The sequence below is a fragment of the Novosphingobium sp. UBA1939 genome (genome assembly GCF_002336885.1).
Lineage (GTDB): Bacteria > Pseudomonadota > Alphaproteobacteria > Sphingomonadales > Sphingomonadaceae > Novosphingobium.
The window spans coordinates 24,333-48,316 of record NZ_DDFB01000125.1; the positions used below are offsets into that span (position 1 = coordinate 24,333).

Genomic DNA, 23,984 nt, shown 5'->3' on the forward strand with positions numbered 1-23,984 from the left:
CTCCCCGCGGGCCAACGCACCTGACGGCGCACGACCCGCATCTTGTCAGTTGCGAAGCGGCTTGCCGGTCACAAGCATCTGCTCCACGCGCGCCTGCGTACGCGGGTCACGAACGAGCTGCATGAAAGCCTTGCGCTCCAATGCGAGAAGATCGGCTTCGCTGACGATATCGATCAGATCCTTCTCCCCGCCAGACAGCACATCGGCGAGCGCACCCGAGACCACCCCGTCATAGGACGTGGCGAGACCGCGAGCCTGGAAGCCTTCGACGGCGAGTTCGAGGGCCACCTTGCCGCCGGCTCCAGGCAGACGAAATTCCGGCGGAGCGGGCGGCGCATATCCTTCGACCAGTGCCAGAGCCTTCGACTTCGCATCGCTGAGAAGACGATCGCGGTTCATCGTGATGCCGTCGCCGGGTCGCAGGAAGCCATATTCTTTTGCTTCGGCCGCGGATTTGGCGACCGTCGCTGTCGAAACGGTCTCGAAAACCTTTGCGACGGAAGGCATGGGCCCTTTGGGCAAAGCGGGATTCTGCCGCCAGCGATCGAGCATCTCACCGCAGCCACCCCAGCCGGGGATCAGGCCCACCCCACATTCGACGAGGCCGATATAACTTTCGGCATGTGCCTGAACCGCGTCGCTGTTCAGCAGTATTTCACAACCACCGCCCAGAGCCATGCCCGATGGCGCGCTCACCACCGGGAACGGCGCATATTTAAGCGCCTTGTAGGCTTCCTGGCCACCCGCGACGAGCTTTTCGATTTCGCCCCATGCCGCGATATTGAGCGCGAACAGGGCAAGCCCGAGATTCGCGCCGGCCGAGAAGTTGCTGCCTTCATTATAGACGACCAGCGCTTTGTATTTCTCTTGCACCAGCGGGATGGCTTTGCCGATCAGGGCCATGACGTCACCGTCGAGGGCGTTCATCTTGCCGGTGAATTCGAAGGCCACCACACCGTCGCCGATATCCCAGAGTGCGGCCGAACCGTTCTTGATCAGCGGCTGCGAGGAGAGCTTGATGTCCTCGAGCAACAAGACACCTTCGGGCCTGACGACATCATGATAATCGCCATCCAGTCCAAGATATTGCCGTTTGCCATTTTCCACGCGGTAGAAACTGCGATCTCCCGCTAACGTCAGCAGCGCCGGCACCGGACGGCCTTCGGCGGCGAGCCGTTCGGTGAGCTTCGCCGCGCCGATCTTGTCGATGAGTTCGAAGGGCCCGAACTTCCAGTTATACCCAAGCTTCATCGCCGTATCGACGCCAACGATGTCGTCAGCGATTTCCGGCACGAGGCTGGCGGCGTAGGACAGAGTCGCACCGAGGATGGCCCAGGCATAAGCGCCCGCCTCACCGGGTAGAGCGATAAGAGCTGCAAGGTCGCCTTTACCAGCCGCGCCAGAAACAGACGGCGCCTTAATGGCCGGCCGATAGTCGCCGGTCGAAAGATCGATGGCCTCCTTGCGTTTGCCGGCATCTCGGTTCAGGCGGTAAAAGCCGCCTTTGCCCTTGCGGCCGGTATAGCCGTCCGCGATCATCCGGTCGATTAGCGGCGCGGGCCGCGCGATCGCCTGATAGGGATCATCGGCCGGCAGGGTCGAGGTCAGGCTCTTTTGCAGATAGGGCATGAGATCGATGCCTACGAGATCGACAAGCCCGAAAACCCCTGTCTTGGGGACCCCCATGGGCTTTCCCGCGATCGCATCAGCCTGTTCGACCGTGATTCCCAGGTCGAAGGCTGCGTTGAGCGCCGCCTGAATCCAGAAGGTGCCAATGCGATTGGCGATGAAGCCCGGTGTATCCTTTGCGCGAACCACGCTCTTCCCAAGCGTGCGATCTGCGAAGTCAGCGATCCGTTCCACCAGAGCCGTATCGCTCTCGGCTCCTGTCACGATCTCCAGCAGCCGCATATAGCGGGGCGGATTGAAGAAATGGGTGATAAGAAAGTGGCTGCGAAAGCCTTCCGACCGCCCCTCGATCAGTTGCCCCAGCGGGATGGTCGAGGTGTTGGATGACACGGCCGCATCCGGTCTGCGATGCGCCTCGATCTTCTCGTAAAGCCCGTGCTTGAGATCCAGCCGTTCGACAATCGCCTCGACGATCCAGTCACAATCGGCGATTTTCGCCAGATCGTCCTCGATATTGCCAGTTTCGACCAGCTTTGCCGCCGCCTTCGACATGAAAGGAGCCGGGTCCGTCTTGAGCATCTTGGCCACCGCGCCCGCCGCCACGGCGTTGCGATCATCAGGATCGCGCACGATATCGAGGAGGAGAACGGGAATACCGGCATTAGCGACCTGCGCCGCGATGCCCGCACCCATCGTGCCTGCGCCGATGACGCAGACCTTCTTCACGGAAGCAGGGCCGCTCATTCCGCTGCCTCCAGCACCGTCGCGATCCCCTGCCCGCCACCGATGCACTGGGTCGCGAGCGCATATTTGCCACCTTCGCGCTTCAGCAGCGCCGCGGCCTTGCCCACGATGCGCGCGCCGGTCGCTCCCAAAGGATGGCCGATGGCGATCGCGCCACCGTCGACATTGACCTTGTCGACATCGAGCCCAAGATCGGAAATGCAAGCCAGCGACTGGCTGGCGAAAGCCTCGTTCAACTCGACAATATCGAGTTGTCCAACATCGAGGCCTGCACGGCCAAGCGCCTTGCGCGAAGCCTCAACCGGACCGATGCCCATGATCTCGGGCTGACATCCCGAGACCGCGACCGACTTGATCCGCGCCAGAATGGGAAGCCCGTTGGCAAGCGCATAGTCTTCGCTGGCGATGAGAACCGCGCTGGCGCCATCGGTCAAGGGTGAAGATGTGCCTGCGGTTACGGTTCCTTCTTGGGCAAAGGCAGGCTTGAGGCCGGCAAGCGCTTCCACCGTCGTTCCGGGACGCGGCGTGCCGTCCTTGTCGACGATGCCGGCTTTGGTCGGGATCGGGACGATCTCGGCCTCGAGCTTGCCCGCAGCGATGGCGGAGGCGGCCTTGTCCTGGCTCGCGACGGCAAAGGCTTCCTGCTGCGCACGCGAAATCTGATACTTGGTGGCGACGTTTTCAGCAGTGTCGCCCATCCCGAGATAGGCGGCCGTCTTCTTGGCCAGCTCAGCGTTCGGAAGCGGATTGAACCCCATCATCGGTACACGGCTCATCGATTCGACGCCCGCGCAGATAAAGACCTCGCCCGCGCCCAGTTGAATCTGCCCGGCAGCGATGTGCACAGAACTCATCGACGATCCGCAGAAGCGGTTGACCGTCATGCCAGCGACCGAGAGCGGCAGATCAGCCAGAAGGCCGATGAGACGCGCGACGTTGAAGCCTTGCTCCCCCTCGGGGAAGGCGCAACCGAGCACGATATCCTCGATATCCTCGGGCTTTACACCGGTACGTTCAATCAGACCGCGGATGACCTGAGCAGCCAGATCGTCCGGGCGGACGCGCGCAAGCGCGCCCTTGCCAGCCAGATGAAACGGCGAACGGGCATAACCCGCGACAACCACATTACGCATCGATCGAAGCCTCTCCATGGAATCGGGAATCAGAAACACGCTGATGACCTAATGGTGCTAAGATTGACCTATACGTCAACAGAAATGTTTGGCATGGTACGCGGAAGCGGCGCGAGCGAGCACGGGCCATGTGAAGAAGGAGGGTGGCCGTGACAGCAAGGAATGCCTGAAAACCCGCCCCCAGCCCCGACCCAAGCAAACGCTGATGCGTCCGGCAATGCGGCGATCCCGGCCCATCCACAAAGGTAGCGTGCGCCGCGCTGAAGGAGATTCGAAATGCGCCTTCATGAACATGCCTTGCGCCGACAGGTCGTCAACGAAATGCACCTGCGGCGATTTGCGAGACTAGATCCGCCGGCGCTCGCCATACAGACCGTGCGACTGCTCGATGACGAGCAGTGGGAGAAGGAGTGGTCCGTGATCAGCGATCTGCGTGGTGCAGAGCTGCATCGTACCGCGCGACATATGGAAACCGGCTGGAAAGATGCTGTCCGTATCGCTTGGGAAAGGCATAGCGAGGCAATCACAACCACCCTTACATTTGCTACGGAAAATAAAAATCCGGAGTGGAACTTACCCCTGACCGGACCTTCTGCAGAGGCTTTGACCTGGATGGAAGAGCTTCCTGGCAGCGTGATCCGCGCCACGCAGATCGTCGTCGTCACCAGCGACAGCGCTGCCGCCGAGCTTATCGAGAGAGCTGCATTTCACCCTGCCCATTTGGTTTCATGCGTCGTCGACGATGCCATCCGGATCTGGAGCGACTTTCGCATACATGCAGAAGGGTATGGGCGCCTAGTGGTCGCGACCAATGGCGCAAGCGTTGACGAGGTTTCCCGCTGTATCCAGCGCGTGCAGGAACTGGGGAACTATCGGAACCTCGCGCTTCTCGGTTTGCCGACTGCGCGACATGGCTGGAGCGTGCTGGATGAGATCGAGCGCAGTCTGGACGAGACTGGTCGGGCATTGCGCGATTCTTCGCGCACTGATGATAGCCTTCTTGCCTCTCTGTCGTCGCTGACCGCAAGATTGCTAACATTAGCGAGTGAAACGGATTCAAGGCTGAGCGCCACGGCCGCCTATGCTGAGATCGTCGCAGAGCGGCTTACCGATCTCGTTGTATCGCGCCTTCCAGGATTCCAGTCGCTTAGCGACTTCACCGGAAGGCGCTTTAATCCAGCGGTCCGAACATGCCGGGATTTTCAGACGCGCCTAGCCCAGGTCAGCCTTCGAGCCGCACAGTTCACTGCCCTCCTGCGCGCACGGGTCGAGACACACATTGAAAATCAGAATGCGTCGCTGCTTGCTTCAATGGACCGCAGCGTTCGCATGCAGCTTCGCCTCCAACACCTGGTCGAGGGACTCTCAGCGGTTGCCGTGGGCTACTACGCGCTCGGCCTAATCGGATACCCTCTCAAGGCAGCCGAGAAGGCATTCCCCCCCTTTTCCTCCGTTATTGTCCTGGGGGGTTTGGCTCCGCTGGTTGCGGTAATCGCATTTTTCTCAATCGCCTACGCACGTCGCCGAGCCGTCGCCGACGCCTCGGTCAAGTCGATACGTAAAGAAAACCCGGACAGCGGTGGGATGCATCGCCAGCCTCCGGAAGCGGCAAACAGCCACCGGACTAAATCGGAAGAATGATGACGATTTGAGTCCTTGACTTACCTATACGTCAACATGATGGTGAGGGAGAGGCCGATTCGAGCCACTTCGACGCGGTCCAGCAAAGAACAATCGCGTTAGCGGTGCCTCATGGGAGCGGAACGAATGACAATCTTACTGGCAATACTGGCAGCGGCATCGATGCCGGCCGACGCAGCGGTGGGTCGTTGGCAGACCGAAAACCGACATGGCGTGGTCGAGATTGCCAGATGCGGTTCATCCATCTGCGGCACTTTGCTGTCCTCCGACGGCCTTCGGGCGAACCCGCAGTTGCGCGATGAGAAGAACAAGGATGCGCAGCTGCGCAGCCGCCCCCTGAAAGACTTGCGAATCCTGCAGGGCTTCCAATGGAAATCCGGCTCCTGGTCCGGCGGCACCATCTACAACGCCGAGGACGGCGGCACTTACGGCGCGACCGTCACCGTGATCGACAGCGATCATTTGCGCCTGAAGGGCTGCATCGTCTGGCCACTGTGCAAGACCCAGACCTGGATACGTTTACGCTGACATCAACGCATCTGAAATAAATCACGCGAGGGGAGAATAGCATTGAAACACGGCCTGAAACGTCATGTAACCGTAGCTCTTGTCGGAGCGCTGGCAGTGCCGCAGGTTGCACATGCCGGTGGCTTTTATCTTCAGGAACAGTCGGTCAAGGGCGCGGGCCGCGCATTCTCAGGCGAAGTTGCCGATCAGGGAGCGGAATCTCTCTGGTGGAACCCGGCGGCGATCGGGGGCGTGTCAGGCGTCGATAGCCATTTCGCGATCAGCGCGATCCTCCCTAAGGGTAGTATCGACAACGTCAATACGCTCATCGTACGGCCGGGACAGACGCCTGCAGCGGTCGGTGGTGATCAGAGATCGCGTAATCCCATCAACAACGGCATCCTCCCATCAGGAGCGATCGCCTTTGCAGTCAGCCCGAAACTGGCCGTCGGGCTCGCACTGACATCGCCTTACAGCTTTACCACCGACTACGAGGCGACAAGCTGGGTGCGCTACACCACCGATAAGACGAAGTTGCGCACCTACGATATCCAGCCGTCAATCGCGTTTATGCCAACGCCCAACCTCAGCATCGGCGCGGCGCTGAATATCGAATATGCGGACGCTACTCTGTCTAATTATCTGCCCAATCTTTCCCCGCTCCTGGCCGATGGCCATCAGGAACTCAAGGGCGATGGTTGGGATCTGGGCTGGACTGCTGGTCTCCAATATCGCGCAGGTCCCGTCACACTGGGTGCGAGCTACAAGTCCAGCGTGAAGCATGACCTGAAAGGTTCGATCACAACGACCGGGCTGCTTGGACCGCTAGCCGGACAAAATGGCTCGATCGACACCGGCGCGAGTTTCCGCACGCCCTGGCAGGCAACAGTCGGCGCACGCGTAGCGGTGTCTCCCAGGCTGACCTTGAACAGCCAGATTGTCCGCTTCGGATGGTCGGAGTTCGACAGCATCAAGCTGGGGTCTCCGCTCAATACTGCCATCCCGGAAAACTACCGAAACACCTGGAGCTTCGCGGGTGGCATTGATTATTCTGCCTCCCCCCAATGGACCATCCGCGCAGGCGTGCAGCACGATCAAACCCCGACGAGGGACGGCAATCGCGACGCGCGCGTGCCAGATGCGGATCGATGGAACTTCGCGGCGGGCAGCAGCTTTGCTCTTTCCCGCAATTTCACCCTCAATGCCGCCGCCGCTTACATCGCTTTCAAAGACGAGACGATTGATCGGACAACTGCCGCTTATGCTGGAAGTGCCGCGCAGACCCCTATCCTGGTCAACGGCGGGGTGAACGACGCTCATGCCGTCGTGCTGTCCCTTGGTGGTCGGTTGACCTTCTGATGTTCGAGGCTGCCATGGCTGAACCCATTTCAGACATCTTCGACGGACAGCAGGATCCGTCGCTTCCACCCCGATTGATCACCGACCTGCTGGATAACGCGGTTGCGCTCTATCCAGACCGGATAGCGATCGATTTCCTGGGTAGAACCTGGACCTACGGTGAGATCGGCGGCCTCGTGCAGAGGGCAGCCAGGGGCCTGCAGGATCAGGGCTTGAAGAAAGGCGATCGATTCGGCCTTTGCCTGCCCAATTGTCCGTACTTCGTTGTCCTGTATTTTGCCGCACTCCAGGTCGGTGCGATCATCGTGAATTTCAACCCTCTCTACACCGAGCGAGAACTTGAGCATCAAATCCGCGACTCAGGCACGCGGATGATGGCCGTACCGGATCTGAAGGCAATCCATGGGAAAGTGGAGGCGGTTGCAGCAAGCGCCGGCCTGGACAAGATCATTCTATGCGGCATGGTCGACATGTTGCCGCGGATGAAAGGCTTGGGCTTTACCTTGTTCAAGCGCAAGGATCATGCTCGTGTACTGGACGAGAGCATTCACGTCCGTTTGAACAGACTCTTGTCGAGCAATGTTCTCCCGAATCCTGTGCGGCGTGAGCCGGACGACGTTGCGGTGTTGCAATACACCGGCGGAACGACCGGTGTTCCCAAAGGAGCGATGCTCACGCATGCCAACCTCGCCGCCAACAGCGCGCAGATGGTCGTGCATGTTGGGGGGCACAGCTCCCGCCAAGAGCGCACACTCGGCGTTCTGCCCATGTTCCATGTCTTTGCGCTCACCACAGTGCTGAATTTCTCCGTCGAGATCGGTGCGGAGATGGTGCTGCTTCCTCGCTTCGAGATGGACCAGGTCCTCAAAACCATGAAGCGCAAGCCCCCCACCCAGTTCTTCGGCGTGCCCACCATCTATGTGGCTCTCAACGGGCTCGCGGACGACAAGATTCCGAACCTGTCGTCAGTGAGAGCCTGCATATCGGGCGGTGCCCCTCTGCCCCTCGATGTCCGGGAGCGTTTCGAAGAGCGGACCGGGGCAAAAGTCGTTGAAGGCTACGGCCTTTCCGAGACGGCCCCTATCATAGCGTGTAATCCCCTGGACGGCCTCGTGAAAGACAACAGCTGTGGGCCGCGCTTTCCCGGCACCATCCTGGAAATCCGCGATCCGGAGAACCCTACGAGGGCGCTTCCCCAAGGCGAGCGGGGCGAAGTCTGCGCCCGGGGCCCACAGGTCATGAAAGGATATTGGCAGCGCGAAGAAGACACGCAGGCGATATTCGTTGAGGGAGCGCTACGGACTGGGGACATCGGATATCTCGATGAAGATGGCTACCTCTTCCTTGTCGATCGCATCAAGGACGTGATTTTTTGCGGCGGCTATAATGTCTATCCTCGCATCATCGAGGACGCCGCATACCAGCATCCAGCCATCAAGGAGGCAATCGCCATTGGGATTCCGGATCCTTACCGAGGTCAGTCGCCCAAGCTCTTCGTGGCACTACACAAGGATGCAACCGTCACTACGGGCGAACTGAAGGATTTTCTTCGAGAGCGCCTCAGCAAGATCGAGATGCCAAAAGCGATCGAAATTCGCGATAGCCTGCCCAAGACCATGATTGGCAAGCTATCGAAGAAGGAACTTGTCGAGGAGGAGAATAAAAAGCTCGCATGAGCGCCACCGGCCTGCCACTGTCAAACTTTGCTGTTTTGCAACAGGCACCGTGGGATGAGGGTGGCGGACATTGATAGGCGGAGCAAGGCCAACGTGAGACGTGAGCGGATCAAAGCGCCTGTTGATAATAACGGTGCCGGGGCGCGGGATGCGCGTGAATTTACACCCCCACTGCAAGGTATAAATGATGTTGCCCGCGAGTTGGGGGTCACACTGCGAACTCTCCGCTTCTATGAGAAGGAGGGTTTGATCGACCCCCAACGCGTCGGCAATACGCGCATATATTCCAAGCGCGAGATCGGGAGGATGCAACTCATTCTCCGGGGCAAGCGGCTGGGTTTCTCCATTCGAGAGATCAAGGAGTTCCTCGATCTATATGATGCCGACCCGGGACATCATGAGCAGATGGGCAGACTCGTAGAGCGCGTCCGCGAGAGACTTATTGATCTGAAGGGTCAGCGTAGCGCCCTTGATTTAACTATCGAGGAACTGACCAAGATCGAAAATGAGGCTACCACGCACCTCATGCGAAAGCAGAAATAGTCCGCGCCCTAGGATCCTCTTAGCGGCCAAGATCGCCTACGGGAAATTCCAACCCGATTTCCAAGCCATGATCAAACCATGCGCGCTCCACTTTGCCATGCAAAGTCGCAACACTCGCCCTCTCTAAGCGGCGGCCGAAGCCCTCGTCTGACTTGCCCCGGACATTCGCCGGGCGCCGGTCTCGCGCCATGTCATCTTCATGCGCTCACCTGCGATTCCAACTTCAATTCTCAGTTGCCTGTTGATTGCCATTGGAAGCAAACGAATGTCAGTGGACGCTTACGGACAGAAAACCGCTCTTAATCAGCGGGTCCTAGGTTCGAGCCCTAGTGCGTCCACCAAATTCTTTATGAAATACAAAGTCTTAGGGCTATTTGCTGCTGCACTGGACCCATCATTCAGTGCTCTAGGTAGCTCTCTAGGTAGCTGTAAGTCAGGCCCCATCCCTCGCGACTCTGAACCAGGATGGCCGGGTTAGGCATGCAGTTTGGTGGAGACTCTACATCAAATCGAGGGAGCCCGCAGGGGGCAGGTCAGTGGTAAGCGCGATGTCGGCTGAACACGCGCTGCCATCGGAGCAAGACCCGACATTAGATGCAATCGGCGTTCCTCGTTGACGTATGACATGCACAAGCCGTGATCGGGAAGAGGAATGACTGGCTGAACCCGTGGCAAGCGGATGACGCAAAGCTGGAGGGCCACCCGCGGCGTACGGACATGATCCTGCGCCGACAGCAGCCCTCATTTGGGTAAGACGTTCCGGGTGGCCGTCCACATCAGGATGAAGTTCCGCCCTTCCGACCACGTCTGCCCCTCGATGCGGTCGCCTATTAGACAACCGGAGCTGTGGTACGGGCCGGTTCCGTCCTGCGTGCGAAATGCAAAGCATGGACGGCCGTTGGTGGCGCCCACACGTCCACGTTCGATCTGGTGCTCGTAGAAGCGGCCGGTCAGTGTGCCATCGGCCGCGACCGCGAGCGTCATTGCCTTGGGGTAGGCGGGTGCCTGCGGTTCAGGTCGCAGGTCGGCGGTCCAGTTGCCGGCGAGCGTCGACTTGTCCTGCGCGAGCACGGGAACTGTAGCAGCACAAAGCGCGATGCCGAGCAGAGCGGCATGGGCGAGAGGATGCATTGGGTCTTCTCCTTACAGGGTTCAGGGATTGGCCGGGCACAGCGCGGCCGACAGCAGGTCGAAGGTCAGACCCTCGCCCTGCCACACTTCGCCGAATTCGACCGACTGGTCGTTGGTGAACAGGATGACCGCGCGACCAAGCTCAGGGGCGATGATGTTGCGCACCTGCGTGCCCGCGAAGTCGCCGCGCCGTTCCACGATCTGCACCGGCGCAGCGCAACCATCCAGGCGCGCAGGGAACGACCAGACGCCGAGCGCCATGAACCCGAGCTGCGGGTCGCCCTCCCAGGCGGTCGCGCGGGCCTGAGGAGACAATAGACGACCAGCCATCAGCGCGCGGTCGAACTCGGCCAGGTCACGAGCGCTGCCGGTCAGCGCGTGGGACGCGCCGCCCGTGGCGACGTTAACGGCGGCCACGCGCGCCGCCCCGTCATAGCCGACCGCAGCCGCACCGCCGCGCGTCGCGCTGTCGGGCGCAAGGCGCAAGGATCGGAGCCCGAGCGGCCGGGCGATACGTTGATCGACAAGCCGGCCGTAGGGGAGGCCGGTCACCGCCTCCAGCACGGCGCCGAGCACGAGATAGTCGCAGTTGTTGTACTCCCAGTCGCCGCCGCGCGGCCGTTTTTTTGCCCCGGCGCAGAAGCCGGCCGCACGGGCTGTATTTCCGATGCCGCTGCCAGTCTCGCGGTAAAAGGCAGGCACGCCGTCGACTGCTGGCGTGTCAGCCGGGTTCGGCAGGCCCGAGCGGTGCTGGAGCAGCTGGCGGATGGTTATGGCACGGTCGCCGCCGAAGCCGGGCAGGAAGGTGCCAATGGCTGCGTCGAGCGCAATCCGCCCGCGGTCAACCTCCTGCATGACCAGCGTCGCCGTCACCTGCTTCGTGATGCTGGCCCAGACCCAGCGCTGACCAACCCTATTGGCCTTGCGCGCCTCGCGGTCGGCAAGGCCGTAAGCGACGGCGCGCTCGGCTCCGTCTGCATCCGCCACAACAAGTTCGCCAGGAAGCCGCGCCCTGCTCAGCACGGCCGAGGCGCGCGTTAACGCTGCTTCAAGCGGGGGTGCTGTGCCGGGGATTGAGGTCTCGGCTCGGCCCGGTGTCGCGGCGCACAACGCTGTCAGCAGCAGCACCCGTCTCATCATTCTCAATCCCATCATCAGATCCTCGTTCATGATGATGAAGCCATGACGCGACGGAGGTGGGCTGTCGCCGGTCGCGCGACCGGCGTCGCCCTGTCACGACCGACGTCGTCACGATCCATGTTGCAGCGTGGCGGAAGCTGCTACGCAGGAGGACGATGAAAAGTCCGATCGTCATGTCTGGCGCTGCCCTCGTCCCGGCGCGGCTCGCGCTTGCGAGCATCGCCAGCTTCTGGGCGGTGTGGCTCGTGCTCGTGACCGGCCGCGCGCTGGTGATGGATTGGCCCGATCAGGGCGGCATGCTTGTTCGACGCCTCGGCATGGCGGCGGTCGGCGCTGCACTGGCCTGGGTCATTCACCTTTTACTCATGCGGTGCGCGTGCCAGCGCCTGGCTCTGCGTGCAACTGCGGCGTTCACAGCGTGCATCCCGGCGGCGCTGCTGTTCGCCGTGCTCAACAGCTTCGTATTCTACCGCTGGTTTCCGGTGCCGTCAGTGCTGCCTGACCTCGCACGCTGGGACGAAGGCGCCGTGCTGCGCACTGCCGTAGCTGACGGCTTCGTCACCTGGTACTTCTTCTTTGCCGCGTGGGCCGCTTTCCTGCTCGCGCTCGGCGTGGTCGGCGAGGTGCGCATGGCCGAGCGCGCGCGCGGCGAAGCCGAGGCCGCCGCGCGCGACGCACGGCTCGCCATGCTACGCCTCCAGGTCGATCCGCACTTCCTCTTCAATGCGCTCAACGCGCTGTCGTCGATGGTCGCCTGTGGCGAAACCAAGGCGGCAGGCGCGATGATCCGCGACCTCGCTGCCTTCTTCCGCACCGGCCTCGTGGAGGATCCTGCAGCCGACGTTAATCTTGCCGAAGAGGTTGAATTCCAGCGCCTCTACCTTGCGATCGAGCAGGCGCGCTTCGGAGAACGGCTGCGCGTCTCCGTCGACGTTACAGCAAAGCTGAACGGCGTGAAGCTACCGGCGTTGCTGCTGCAGCCGCTCGTCGAGAACGCGGTGAAGCATGGTCTCGGCGGCACGACCGCGCCCGTCCTGATTAAGGTACGTGCGTGGCAGGATGGCGCAATGCTCCACTTGAACGTCACCGACTGCTCTCACGGTCAGCTCGCGATGCCTGACGCGCGGCAGCCTTCAACCGGAATCGGCCTCGCCAATGTCCGCGCCAGGCTGGCCGCGCGATTCGGGCCAACAGCGGCACTGACGGCAGGCCAGATAAAGGATGGCTGGAGCAGCACCATCACCGTGCCGCTCGAGCCGGAAGCGGGACGTGGCTGAGCGGCCGCTCTGCGCGCTGGTCGTCGATGACGAGGCGCCCGCTCGGCGCCTGCTGCGGATGCTATGTAGTGACGCCGGTATCGTCGTCTCAGGGGAAGCCGACGACGGCGACTCGGCACTGGCACTGCTTGAAGAGATACCTGCCGACATCGTCTTCCTCGACATCGCCATGCCTGGCATTGATGGCATGGAGACGGCGCGCCGCATCCCGCAGGGCGGCAATACGGCGTCCGTGCCTGCGGTCGTGTTCACCACCGCATTCGCTCAACACGCGCTTGCCGCCTTCGACGTCGGCGCGGTCGATTACCTGCTCAAGCCCATCGACACGGCGCGCTTCGGGCTCGCAATCGAGCGCGTTCGTGCCGCGCTGGGCGGGCGGCTTGGCGATGCCCGCTCCCCTGCTGATCACCTCTGGGTGCCCCACCGCTCCGACCTTGTGAGGGTCGAAGTCGCGGCGGTCGAACGCGTTGAGGCCGAGCGCGACTACGTGCGCGTGGTGGTCGGCGGTCGCTCCCACCTCCTTCGCGAGACGATGGAAGGGATGGCCAAACGCTTGCCGTCTGACCGCTTCATCCGCATCCACCGGTCGACGATCGTTCGGCGTGACCTGGTGCGCGGGCTGCGACATGAGGGCGGTGGCGTGTGGTCGATCGCACTGGCCGACGACACGATGCTCCGCATCGGCCGAAGCTACCTCGACGCGGTGCGAAGTCTCTGAACAGCCGTCTTGGAACGGAGCTTGTGTCGATTTTCTGTTTCCGTGCTATGCAAAACCCAACCGGTATGCGGTCCGGCAACCAGATCAGCGCCTGACCCTGGCCCTCGACTTACTTGACGCGTGAATCAGGAAGGTTCCCTCATCCCAACCCGTCATCGAGGCTGGACCCTGAGGGTGGGAACGCGGCATCAAACTGTTTCGTTCCAGCTTGCGTGAAGGTGATCGCCCGCGAGTTATCGTGTGCCAGAACCCAGTTTTGCGCGATCAGCAGATCGAGAAAGGCTTTGCCAAGGTTGCCGACAAGATGGGTCTTGCGTTCGCTACAGTCGAGGCATTCCCGGCAGAGCGGGGGCGGCGGGCCGAAAGCCTGGAAAGGTCGATACCCAGACTTTCAGAAAAGGCGCGGCCGTGTGGCGACAGCGACAGCCCGGTGTTCGTCACGATCAGGTAGTCGCGTTGGGTCAGGCTCTCGTCCAGCTGGACACCCGCCGCCCCGGCAAGGTGATTGTAGCACCGCCTTTTCCACCCTGGGGGTTTCGTCGCGGGGGCCGATGCGCGTGCGAACGTGGCCACGTTCCGCGACAAGGCCCATCAGCGCTTCAAGGGCAGCCGCTACCCCCGGCGGAGCCAGTTGGAAGTAGCAGTGGCGCCCCTGCTCGCGCGCCATGACAAGGTTGCCGTTTTGCAACTTTACCAGATGGGCGCTGGTTGTTTGCAGAGTCAGGCCGGCTTCGCGCGCCAGTTCCGACACCGTCAAAGCCTTGCCGTGAGGCGTTATCGCTGTCCGCTTATGCCGGAGGTGACTGAGTTCAAAGCTCGATACTCACGCTAAAACCTGGGCGCGCAGCAATGGTCGCTTTGCCAGAATGGGCGGCGACGATTGCCGCAACCATGGCCAGCCCCAGACCGTGCCCCGGCGTTGATCGACTGCGATCGACTCGTGCGAAGCGATTGAAGAGTTTAGGCGCCTCACTCTCGCTCACTCCCGGACCATCATCAGTGACGGCAAGGCGAATGCCATTATGGGTGCCGTCGATGGCGATGCGGACCGTCGTTCCCTTCGGCGTATGTTGAGAGGCATTGTCCAGCAGGTTTGTGAGCATCTGTTGCAGCAGCCTGCGATCGCCGGGCAGGGTCAGGTTGGGTTCAATGCTAGTGACAAGCTGGTGGCCGCTATTCTCCATGGAGGGTCGGAACGCCTCCGCCACGTCGGCCACCACCAAGCTAAGGTTCACCGGCTGGAAGTGCGCACGGGCGGCCATGCCTTCGACCTCCGCAATCCGCAGCAAAGCAGAAAAGACCTCAAGCAACTCACCTGCTTCCCCGGCGGCAGCCTCGATGGCCTCGCGTTGCAACTCCGGGTTGCGCTCGCGCAAGGCCTCGTCGAGCCGGTTTTGCAGCCGCGTGAGCGGCGTGCGCAGGTCGTGGGCAACATCGCTGGATACCTGGCGCAGGTTCTCCATCAGCCCGACGATGCGGTCGAGCATCCGGTTGAGCGTCGTGGCCACGCCATCAAACTCGTCGCCGCTTCCGGTCAGGGGCACGCGCCGAGACAGATCGCCGGCGATGATCGCAGCAGCCGTGTGATCGATGCGGGCAAGGCGGCGGCGTGTGACGATACCGACCAGCCAAGCGGCACCGATGCCGAGCAATAGCATCGCCCCGAAGGCACCCAGGAACAGCACGATAAAGCGGTTGTCCATTTCGTCGATGGCGGCGCGATCCGCTCCAACAAGCAGCCGGTAGCCACCCGGGAGGACCGTGGTCAGCGATTGCGCGATCCGCTCCTCGCCGTCCACCTTGTAAGGCAGCAGTTCGACATAGCCGGGCTTTGGTGGGACAGTGGTATCGAGCGACCCCGCTACGGGTCTGTTTTGGGAATCAACGAGCCGATAGCCCAAGCTCGCCGTGCTCCTTGCCGCCTCGCGCCGACGGATGGCGGCAGCCACGCCCTCATGCCCGTCCTGCCCTTCGTCAATCAGCGCCTGCGTTTCGATGGCGATGCGATGATCGAGTTGCAGTTCGAGCGCCTCATGGGTGGTTTCGAACACCACAGCCCCGATCACCAGCGTCGCCAGCGCAAAGCCGAGAGCGACCGCAGCCACCAGGCCGAACGTGCCGCGCCACCAGCGTTTCATCCGCCGTCCCTGACGAGATAGCCCGCGCCCCGCACGGTTTCGATCGGGTCGCTGTCGAACCCGGCGTTGAGCTTGGATCGCAATCGGCTGAGATGGGTTTCGACGATATTGGTCTTGGGGTCGAAGTCGAAATCCCACACCCGTTCGAGCAGCATGGTGCGGGTCATGATGCGACCGGGGTTGCGCATCAGTTCGGCCAGAAGGGTGAACTCGCGGGGCTGAAGTGCGATCTTGCGGCCCGCACGCTTGACGGTGCGGCGGTGCAGATCGAGCACGATGTCGCCTGCCGTCAGCCGCGCGGGCTCCGCTGCGGCCGAAGGCCGCCGCCCCAGCGCATGGATGCGGGCTGCGAGTTCGGTAAAGGCGAAGGGTTTCACCAGATAATCGTCCGCCCCGGCTTCGAGCCCTTCGACCCGGTCGGCAATCCCGCTGACCGCCGTGAGCATCAGCACCGGGGTCATGTTTCCGGCAGCGCGCAAAGCCTTGACGAGTGCCAGCCCATCCAGCCCCGGTAGCATCCGGTCCACCACCATGGCATCGAAGCCGCCATCGGTTGCATGGAACAGCCCATCGCGCCCGTCGCCGCTGGTCACAACTTGGTGGCCCAATTCGGCAAGACCGCGGGCGATGAACTGGTTCGTATCGGCATCGTCCTCGACGATCAGGATTCTCATGCGGTTATTCTAGCGGCTCACCGCCGCTGCGCCAGCCACCGCCAAGTGCACGGAACAGCGCCACTTGCGCCTGCGCTACGGCGAGTTCGGACTGCGCGAGCGAAAGTTCGGCCTGCGCCAGCGTGCGGTCGGCGTCGGTCCGCAGGAGCGGTGCCGCATCGCCAAGCCGGACGCGCGCCTCGGCGCGGCGGGCGTAGAGGCGCCCCTCGTCTTGGGCCTCGGTCAGTGCCCGATTGCGGCGAACTTCGCCATCATAGGCCGCCAGCGCCGTCTCCACATCGCGCAACGCTCGGAGGACTGCGACATCCCATCCGGCAAGCGCTGCGCGCTCGGCCGCTTCAGCCTGTTCAATGCGCGCGCGGGCCGGAGCCTGATTGGGGAAAGCCCAGCTCACCAGCGGCGAACCCGTTGCAACCAGCCCCCCGCTCAACAGGCCCAGTGCCCCGCCAAGGTTGATGCGGGGATAGAGATCGGCGCGCGCAACACCGATCCGCGCGGTAGCGGCGGCAAGGCGGCGCTCGGCTTCACGGATGTCTGGACGGCGCAGCAGCAAGGCCGTGCCATCACCAACCGGAGCCGCAGTGCGCAATTTCGGCGGCGCGGTGCAAGTCACGGGGTTGCTGCGCGCCTCTCCCGCCGGACGACCTGCAAGCGTGGCCAGGCGGTAGCGTGCATTGGCCTGCGCTGCTTCCAGCGGTGCAATGGCCGCTTTGGTCGCGGCGACAAGGTTGGCTGCCTGCGAGACTTCCAGCGGTGAGACCTCGCCTGCCGCCAGCTGACTACGGGTGATTGTCAGCGCGCGGTCCTGAAGCGCGACCTGTTCTTGGACGACGGCAAGGCTGCGAGTTGCGCCGCACAGATCGACATAGGCCAGAACGGTATCGGCGACGACTGCGACCTTGATGCCATCGAGCGCAGCGGCCTGGGCTTCTGCATCGGCGCGGGCAGCGAGCGCACCTGAGAGAAGCCGACCGAATAGGTCCGCATCCCAGCTTGCGGTTACCCCCAGGTCGTAGTCCGTCGTCGGTACATTGCCTGAGGCGCTTGGCTGATTGGCAGGATTGTCGATGCCGAGACTGCTCTCGATCGTGGTCTGAGGCAGCCGGGCGGCTTGCGCCTGACGCAGCGCCGCGCGCGCGCCGTCAAGATTGGCATACGCGACCCTGAGATCAGCGTTGGCCCCGATGCTGGCTTCGACCAAGCGGTCAAGCACAGGGTCATCATAAAGCCGCCACCAATCATCGGGCACAGGCTCGATCGAGGCGACCGGCAGGCTCGCGAACGGTCCGGCAGCAATCGTGGGATCGATCTTAGTTGCCGCAGGCTGGGACGTGGTCGCGCAAGCGGTCACCATTAGGGCAGCGAGGGGAACAAACCTCTTCATGCCACCGCCTCCGCCAGTCCGGGCTCGGGATCCTGGCGTTCCTTGCCGAACCGACCATAGAGCGCAGGCATCAGGAACAGGTTGAGCGCGGTCGATGTGATCAGGCCACCGAGGATGACGATCGCCATCGGATGCTCGATCTCGTGACCCGGTTTGTCGCCCGCGATCACCAGCGGCACTAGCGCAAGCCCTGCGCACAGCGCGGTCATCAGGATCGGCACCAAGCGTTCCTGCGCGCCGCGAAGGATCAGGGCCGGGCCGAACTCCTCGCCCTCGAACCTGCGAAGGTGATCGTAGTGCGAGAGCAACATGATTCCGTTGCGCGCCGAAATGCCGATCACCGTGACGAAGCCGACCAGCGATCCGAGCGACAGAATGCCGCCGGTGAGCGCGACCCCGATGACCCCGCCGACCAGCGCAAAAGGCAGGCTGAGAGCGACCAGCGCGGTGATCCGGGCCGAGCGGAACTCCAACCAGACGAGCAGCAGGATGCCGAACAGGCAGGCAAGGCCAACCGTCCACAGCCGCGATCGCGATTCCTTGAGCGCTGCATATTCGCCAAGGATCTCGGGATGATAGCCGGTGGCGAAGGGCACCTTGCTCACAGCCGCCTCGACCCCGCGCGCCACGGCACCGAGATCGGCATCGCTGGCGATGTTAAGCGTGACGTCGAGCCGGCGCTGGCCGTCCTCGCGCTTGATTTCGTTGGGCGCGGGCACGATCACCACATCGGCAACGTCGCGCAGGCGCACCGGCGCGCCGACCGGGGTCTGGATCATCAGCTCGGCAAGCGCATGCTGGTCGCCCCGAATGGCCGGCTCGCCCCACAGGGCGACATCGAACGCTTTCTGATCGCGGTAGATCTCGCCCAGCTTTTCTCCAGCGACGAGGGTCTGTGCCTGTCGCCGCACTTCGCCCGGCGTCAGGCCCAGCGTGACCAGATCGGCCGCACGTGGGCGTATCTGGATTTGCGGCACCAGCACCTGCTGTTCGACCTTGAGGTCGGTGACGCCGGGAATGCTGGCGACCTTGCCGCGCAGCCGCTCGGCTGCTGCGCGCAGCTCGTCCTGATCCGGGCCGTAAATCCGCACCACCACGGTCGCGCCTGCGCCCGAGAGCACTTCCTTGATGCGTTCGCGCAGATAGGTGAGCACGTCGCGGTACAGGCCGGGATACCCTTCAACCACTTCCTTGATGCGCGCCACACTGGCATCGTAATCGACATCGTCGTCGAGGCTGATCCAAAGCTCGGTGAAGTTAGGGCCGACCACCTCGTCGGCCGCTTCAGCGCGGCCGATATGCGCCCCGAAGTTGCGCACCCCGGGTATCGCGCGCAGCTCCTTTGAGGCGCGGATGGTGATGCGGTCCATCGCATCGATGCCCACGCCAGGCTTCTCGACGAAGTGCATGAGGAAGTCGGTTTCGCGGAAATCGGGCAGGAACTGATCCTTGAACCCAAGGTAGCCCACGCCCGAAAGCAACAAGCCGCCCGCGACGATGCCCATGGCAAGCCTTGGCCGGTCGATCAGCCGGGGCAGCACGCCAAGATACCGCTGCTTGAGCGAGGCAACAAAGCGTGTGTCGCGATGCTCCTTCATCGGCGCATTGGGGAGCAGCATCAGGCACATCGCAGGCGTCACCACCAGTGCGACCAGCAGCGAGGCGGCAATGGCCAACACATAGGCAATCGCGAGCGGCCGGAAGAATGTGCCAGCCACCCCGCCGAGGAAGAAGATCGGCAGGAACACCAGCATCACGATCAAAGAGGCGAAGACCACAGCAGTGCGCACTTCAAGCGATGCTGACAGCACCACGGCGAAAGCCGGCCGCGGATTGCCCGCCTCGCGGTTCAATCGCAGTCGGCGGGCGATGTTCTCGACATCGATGATCGCATCATCGACTACTTCGCCCAGCGCAATCACCAGCCCGGCGATCACCATGGTGTTGATCGTCGCCCCGCTCCACAGCAGCACGAGTCCGGCTGCAAGCAGCGACAGCGGGATCGCCACCAAGCTGATTGTCGCCTGCCTCCAGTCACGGGTAAAGGCGAACAGCACGAGCGCGACCAGCAGGCAGCCGATCATCAACGCGCGGGTCAGGTTATCGATCGACTTTTCGATGAAGGTCGCCGGGCGGAAGATCGTGGTGTCGATCTTCACATCCTTGAGGCCGGGGCGGAGCTCTGCCACCGCAGCCTCGACATCGCGGGTCAGCTGAAGCGTGTTGCCGGTGGGCTGCTTCTCGACGATCAGCATGATGCCCGGGCCGTCGTCGATGATCGCATTGCCGATGGGGGCGGCAAAGCCATCGGTCACCCGCGCAACATCACCCACGCGCACCGGCGCATCGCCTGTGATCTTGACAACTGTGCGGGAGAGGTCCTCGGCGGTCTGGATCGCGCCCGCCTGCTGAACGGGCAGCCGCTGGTTGGGCGTATCGACAAAGCCGCCGCCGCCGACCAGCACTGCATCCCCGGTCGCCGCGCGCAGTTCAGCCAGCGTGACGCCGGAGGCTTGCAGCCGGTCAGGATCGGCTAGCACCTGCAACTGCCGGTCGCGATAGCCCCAAACGGCGACATTCGCGACGCCCGGCACCGACATCAGCTTGGGCCGGATCGTCCAGCGCACCAGCTCGGACAGTTGCATCTGATCGAGCTTCTTCGACGAGATACCGATCTTCAGTGCCCGGCTCGTGGAAGAAAGCGGCGGCAGCATCACCGGCGGGCGCGCAGCGGCAGGCAATCGCGCCTGCACCTGCGCCACGCGCTCCTGCACCAATTGGCGAGCGCGAATCACATCGGTGCCGCGTTCGAACAGGATCGTCACCGACGATAGGCCCAGCACCGACTTCGAGCGCAACGTCGCCAGATCGGGCACGCCGTTGACGGCGGTTTCGATCGGCACTGTGATCAGGCTTTCGACCTCCTCGGTCGAAAGGCCCGGCGCTTCGGTCTGGATTTCGACGATAGGCGGAGCGAACTCGGGGAACACATCAAGCGGCACATCGGCAGACGCGCGCAAGCCGAGGACTACCAAGAGTGCCGCCATTGCGAGCACCAGCACACGCTGCTTGAGCGCGGAGCGAACCAGCCAGGCCAGCATCAGTGTGCTACCCCGAACTCGGTGCCGAACAGCTCAGCAGCGCCTGCCGTGACCACCAGGGTGCCGGGACGCAGGCCCTGCGACAGGATGGCGCGGCCACCTTCCGTTGCGGCAACCTCGATCCGCTGGCGCACGTAGGTGTCGGCCTCGGTCTTGGCATAGACCCATTCGCCGCCATAGATGTCGCGCAGGATCGCGGAGGTCGGCACTGACAGCCCTTCGCTCCGTCCACCGGCGAGCGGCAGGGCGACGCTGACGCGTTGGCCAACCCGGTAAGCCCGGTCGCGATTGTCGAGCGCGAAGTAGAGATCGACGGTGCCCGCCACCGCGTTGGCCGATGGCGGCGCGTCGACCGGCATTGCCGATCGTTTCGCGCCATCCTGTCCGAGCGGCGAGACCAGCGCCGACTGTCCTTGTTGCAGCCCGGCAAGATCGCTCCCGAACACCGGGACACGCACCCATACGTAGCGCTGGTTGCCAATGCTCGCCACCGCTGGCCCGAGCAGGCGGCGCTGGGCCGCTGCGGCGTCGGCAGCGGCCTTGGCCGCACCTAGCGCCGCAGTCGCCTCGTCACGGGCACGAATGCTGCCCGCGTCCTCGTCAACCAAAGCCGAGGCACGGTCATAGGCGACGCGCGCCAAGGCAAGCTGCGCCCGCGCCCGCGCCAGTTCCCCGTCGGCTGCGACCTGCTGCAAGCCAAGCTGTTGAAGATTGCTGGCAGAGTTGATCGGCGCGCCGCCGACGCCTGCCGGAATGACGATCTCGCCGCTGGTCATGCGCATGGCCGATGCGGTGCCCGTTCCGACCCGCTCGGTCACAATCCCAAGCCGCTTTTGCGCTTCCGGCGTGAGCTTCAATCGGACGAGTTCGGTCTCGTGGGCGATCGCTTCGCTGTGAACCGGGGCCTTGGGGGGAGTCGTCGGCTCGCTCCCGCAGGCGGTCAGGAGGACGGCAGGGACGAAAGCGGCAAGGGCGAAGCGGTTTGGCATTTTCGCCACATAGCGCGCTCGCATTGGGGCGATGTTGGCAAAGCTATACAATATCCCAATGCTGCAGCGCGATCCGCAGAAGTCTTGATGTTGCTATACTGATGGCGGCTATGGGGTCGCTTCTTGATTGGCAGCAAACTTCCAGAAGCATGACAAAGTCGCCATTGGCGGTTCCGTCTGAACAGCAATGATCCCCTAAAGGCTGCGCGCGGCGCTCGACCCAAGCTTGGCAATGCGGCCGCTTATCCCCACAGCGCCTGGCAGGCAGATAGTGCCTTCTTCTTCGCAACCGACATCGATGCGCAGGGTGCCGCCGAATTCGCGGCCTATGAGGCGAAGCTCGCCTTCCTGCGGCAGGTCCTGCGCTGAGCATTTGCGCAAGAAGTGTGTGGTCGCCGCGTTTGACTGCCGCTCTGCGGACTGCGAGGCGTATGGCGGCAAACTCATGGGGCAAACGTGACCGAAGCTGGCGTCCACGGCGAGCGATACGAAGCGCGGATCGCGCGTGCCATCGCCCACGTCGAAGCGCACCCCGACGAACCGCTGACACTCGAACGGGTCGCTGCGATCGCGTGCCTTTCGCCTTATCACTTCCACCGGGTGTTCCGTTCGCTCACCGGCGAAAGCCTGCGCAGCTTTGCCGAACGGCGCAGGCTTGAACGGGCGATCCTTCTCTCCCGGCGCGGACAATCGTGGAAAGTTGCTTCCGCGTCTTGCGGTTTCGCCTCGCCGGCGAGCTTTGCGCGGGCCTTCAGGCGGGTCTACGGTGTGCCGCCCTCCGCCTTCGATCGCGAGGCGTGGTGGGACGCGCGGCCGGACCGGACCGAAGTCGAAGCGGTGTCGGCGTTCTTCCTGCGCCCGGCGCCCCCGCTCGATCCCGACTTTGCGGTGACGCTCGAGCAACGCCCCGCGGCCCGGCTCGCCGCGGCGCGCGTATGGGGCGGCTATCTTGCGCCAGGCAAGCTTGTCGCAGCCTACCAGAGCCTGCGCGCCTGGGCCGATGAACAGGGGCTTGAAACGCGCGGCGGCAGGATTGTCGGCGCCTCGCGCGACGATCCCGATCTGACGCCGCTGTCGCGATGTCGCTATGATTTCATGATCGAGCTGCCCGATGGCCTTAACCCGCCGCCGCGTTTCTCAGTAGCTGAGCGGGACGCGGGCTTGTGGGCAGTCACCCGGGTGAAGGGCGATCTTGCCGCTGTCGATCGTGCGTGGTCGTCGCTGTTCAAAAGCTGGCTTCCCGCCTCCGGGCTCGATCTGCGCGACGCCCCGGCCGAAGAGGCCTATCTGCAATTGCCCGAGGACATCGGCTGGGACGCGTTCGATCTCGAATGCCGCGTGCCTGTCGCCGATCCCCCCAACGGAGGTCATCATGCCTGATCTGAGAACAACCTTGCTTGCAGGGCTGCTGTCGGGCGGCGGCGCCATGGCGTGGACACTGTTCGAGTTCGCGATGGGCTGGCACAACGAGCATCTCGATGTCGGGGCGAAGACCGGCTTCGTCGCGGTCATTTTCCCGGTTGTCGCCGTCGTCTGGGCTCTGCGCCGGGCGCGGCAGGCGGGGAACGGGCAATTGAGGTGGCGCAGCGCGCTGGCAACCGGGCTGGGGGTTTCTGCGATCAGCGCCGCCATCGGCCTCGCCTTCTTCGCGGCTTACTATACCATCATCAATCCCGAGTTCGTGGCGGCGATGCAGGCGCGCGGGGCAGCGGTCGACGTGCCGTCGCAGCTGGCTGCGGTGGTCATGGGGTCGCTGGTGGTGGGCATGGCCATCACTGTCATCGCCACGCTGATTATGCGCAGGGGAGGGCAGTCGGAATGAGTGTGTTGTTTCAGAATATCTTCGCCGAGCTGCGGGCGATCATGCTCGAGGCCGCACCAGGGATGACGGTTGCCGAGGACTCGCCAAGCAACCTGACGCTCAAGACCCACTGGATCGAGGCGCGCACCGGGCAGCCGGCATGGTTCGGGTGGATCGCGATCAAGAAGTCCTATGTCGCCTATCACATCATGCCGCTCTACACGCTCCCCGCGCTGGAAGCTGCTGTGCCCGAGGGGCTCGCCACGCGGCGTCAGGGCAAGACATGCTTCAACGTGAAGAAAACCGACGACGCGGTGTTCGCACAGCTCAGGGAGCTGACAGCGCTTGCGGCGCGGATGGAGCCCGACCTGCGCGCCGCAATCGGCGCCTGACCCTAAA

20 protein-coding genes and 1 tRNA gene are annotated in these 23,984 nt (G+C 63.1%); 11 read left to right on the top strand and 10 right to left on the bottom strand.

The genetic code is table 11. The annotated features are described in order from the left end of the window. Positions 1 to 45: 45 nt before the first annotated feature. Positions 46 to 2,373, bottom strand: a complete 2,328-nt coding sequence (locus B3547_RS16335; protein WP_292964727.1) for a 3-hydroxyacyl-CoA dehydrogenase/enoyl-CoA hydratase family protein — start codon at positions 2,371 to 2,373, stop codon at positions 46 to 48. Continuing rightward, positions 2,370 to 3,506 (bottom strand): thiolase family protein, encoded by a 1,137-nt coding sequence (locus B3547_RS16340; RefSeq protein ID WP_084277353.1) that lies wholly within the window; start codon positions 3,504 to 3,506, stop codon positions 2,370 to 2,372. Before B3547_RS16340 ends, B3547_RS16335 begins: the two co-directional genes overlap by 4 nt. A gap of 276 nt (positions 3,507 to 3,782) precedes the next feature. Between B3547_RS16340 and B3547_RS16345 the strand changes: the two genes are divergently transcribed. The 6 genes from B3547_RS16345 (at position 3,783) to B3547_RS16370 (ending at position 9,573) form a co-directional block, all read left to right on the top strand. After that, positions 3,783 to 5,147, top strand: a complete 1,365-nt coding sequence (locus tag B3547_RS16345; protein WP_292964728.1) for a DUF3422 domain-containing protein — start codon at positions 3,783 to 3,785, stop codon at positions 5,145 to 5,147. Positions 5,148 to 5,309: 162 nt separating this feature from the next. Further along, on the top strand, positions 5,310 to 5,675 hold the full coding sequence (locus B3547_RS16350; protein WP_127692166.1) for a DUF2147 domain-containing protein: 366 nt from the start codon (positions 5,310 to 5,312) through the stop codon (positions 5,673 to 5,675). A 36-nt stretch (positions 5,676 to 5,711) separates the two neighbouring features. Next, positions 5,712 to 7,013 (top strand): OmpP1/FadL family transporter, encoded by a 1,302-nt coding sequence (locus tag B3547_RS16355; RefSeq protein WP_414690573.1) that lies wholly within the window; start codon positions 5,712 to 5,714, stop codon positions 7,011 to 7,013. Further along, positions 7,013 to 8,689 (top strand): long-chain-fatty-acid--CoA ligase, encoded by a 1,677-nt coding sequence (locus tag B3547_RS16360; protein ID WP_292964729.1) that lies wholly within the window; start codon positions 7,013 to 7,015, stop codon positions 8,687 to 8,689. The genes B3547_RS16355 and B3547_RS16360 overlap by 1 nt, the downstream gene beginning before the upstream one ends. 171 nt (positions 8,690 to 8,860) lie before the next feature. Then, on the top strand, positions 8,861 to 9,232 hold the full coding sequence (locus B3547_RS16365; protein ID WP_254894963.1) for a MerR family transcriptional regulator: 372 nt from the start codon (positions 8,861 to 8,863) through the stop codon (positions 9,230 to 9,232). Positions 9,233 to 9,505: 273 nt separating this feature from the next. Next, a tRNA-Ser gene (locus B3547_RS16370) sits at positions 9,506 to 9,573 on the top strand. A 400-nt stretch (positions 9,574 to 9,973) separates the two neighbouring features. Here the strand turns inward: B3547_RS16370 and B3547_RS16375 are convergent. Further along, on the bottom strand, positions 9,974 to 10,363 hold the full coding sequence (locus B3547_RS16375) for a hypothetical protein (protein ID WP_292964730.1): 390 nt from the start codon (positions 10,361 to 10,363) through the stop codon (positions 9,974 to 9,976). Between the two features lie 21 nt (positions 10,364 to 10,384). Beyond that, the gene (locus B3547_RS16380; protein WP_292964731.1) at positions 10,385 to 11,533 is read right to left on the bottom strand and encodes a serine hydrolase domain-containing protein; all 1,149 of its coding nucleotides are present in this window, start codon (positions 11,531 to 11,533) and stop codon (positions 10,385 to 10,387) included. Between the two features lie 125 nt (positions 11,534 to 11,658). On the opposite strand from B3547_RS16380, the gene B3547_RS16385 reads away from it, so the two are divergent. After that, complete coding sequence (locus B3547_RS16385) at positions 11,659 to 12,780, top strand: sensor histidine kinase (protein ID WP_292964732.1); 1,122 nt, start codon at positions 11,659 to 11,661, stop codon at positions 12,778 to 12,780. After that, positions 12,773 to 13,498 (top strand): LytR/AlgR family response regulator transcription factor, encoded by a 726-nt coding sequence (locus tag B3547_RS16390; protein WP_292964733.1) that lies wholly within the window; start codon positions 12,773 to 12,775, stop codon positions 13,496 to 13,498. The genes B3547_RS16385 and B3547_RS16390 overlap by 8 nt, the downstream gene beginning before the upstream one ends. A gap of 809 nt (positions 13,499 to 14,307) precedes the next feature. Here B3547_RS16390 and B3547_RS16395 read toward each other — a convergent pair. The 6 genes from B3547_RS16395 to B3547_RS16420 all read right to left on the bottom strand — a co-directional run bounded on the left by B3547_RS16395 (position 14,308) and on the right by B3547_RS16420 (position 22,231). Beyond that, positions 14,308 to 15,636 (bottom strand): sensor histidine kinase, encoded by a 1,329-nt coding sequence (locus tag B3547_RS16395; RefSeq protein ID WP_292964734.1) that lies wholly within the window; start codon positions 15,634 to 15,636, stop codon positions 14,308 to 14,310. Then, positions 15,633 to 16,310, bottom strand: coding sequence for a response regulator transcription factor (locus B3547_RS16400; RefSeq protein WP_292964735.1), 678 nt, complete (start codon positions 16,308 to 16,310; stop codon positions 15,633 to 15,635). The genes B3547_RS16395 and B3547_RS16400 overlap by 4 nt, the downstream gene beginning before the upstream one ends. A 4-nt stretch (positions 16,311 to 16,314) precedes the next feature. Further along, positions 16,315 to 17,694, bottom strand: a complete 1,380-nt coding sequence (locus B3547_RS16405) for an efflux transporter outer membrane subunit (RefSeq protein ID WP_292964737.1) — start codon at positions 17,692 to 17,694, stop codon at positions 16,315 to 16,317. After that, positions 17,691 to 20,795 (bottom strand): efflux RND transporter permease subunit, encoded by a 3,105-nt coding sequence (locus B3547_RS16410; RefSeq protein WP_292964739.1) that lies wholly within the window; start codon positions 20,793 to 20,795, stop codon positions 17,691 to 17,693. Before B3547_RS16410 ends, B3547_RS16405 begins: the two co-directional genes overlap by 4 nt. Next, positions 20,795 to 21,808 carry an efflux RND transporter periplasmic adaptor subunit gene (locus B3547_RS16415; protein WP_292964741.1) on the bottom strand — a complete coding sequence of 338 codons (1,014 nt, stop codon included), beginning with the start codon at positions 21,806 to 21,808 and terminating at the stop codon, positions 20,795 to 20,797. Before B3547_RS16415 ends, B3547_RS16410 begins: the two co-directional genes overlap by 1 nt. Positions 21,809 to 21,979: 171 nt before the next feature. Next, positions 21,980 to 22,231 carry a hypothetical protein gene (locus B3547_RS16420; RefSeq protein WP_084276688.1) on the bottom strand — a complete coding sequence of 84 codons (252 nt, stop codon included), beginning with the start codon at positions 22,229 to 22,231 and terminating at the stop codon, positions 21,980 to 21,982. A gap of 9 nt (positions 22,232 to 22,240) precedes the next feature. Here B3547_RS16420 and B3547_RS16425 point away from each other — a divergent pair, with 9 nt between their 5' ends. Genes B3547_RS16425 through B3547_RS16435 form a run of 3 tightly spaced genes read left to right on the top strand, consistent with a single transcriptional unit; the run spans position 22,241 to position 23,977 of the window. Continuing rightward, positions 22,241 to 23,164 carry an AraC family transcriptional regulator gene (locus B3547_RS16425; RefSeq protein ID WP_292964744.1) on the top strand — a complete coding sequence of 308 codons (924 nt, stop codon included), beginning with the start codon at positions 22,241 to 22,243 and terminating at the stop codon, positions 23,162 to 23,164. Then, the gene (locus B3547_RS16430) at positions 23,157 to 23,606 is read left to right on the top strand and encodes a DUF4199 domain-containing protein (RefSeq protein ID WP_292964746.1); all 450 of its coding nucleotides are present in this window, start codon (positions 23,157 to 23,159) and stop codon (positions 23,604 to 23,606) included. The genes B3547_RS16425 and B3547_RS16430 overlap by 8 nt, the downstream gene beginning before the upstream one ends. Next, a complete protein-coding gene (locus B3547_RS16435; protein WP_084276685.1) occupies positions 23,603 to 23,977 on the top strand; it encodes a DUF1801 domain-containing protein in 375 nt (124 codons plus the stop codon). Before B3547_RS16430 ends, B3547_RS16435 begins: the two co-directional genes overlap by 4 nt. The last annotated feature ends 7 nt before the right edge of the window (positions 23,978 to 23,984 follow it).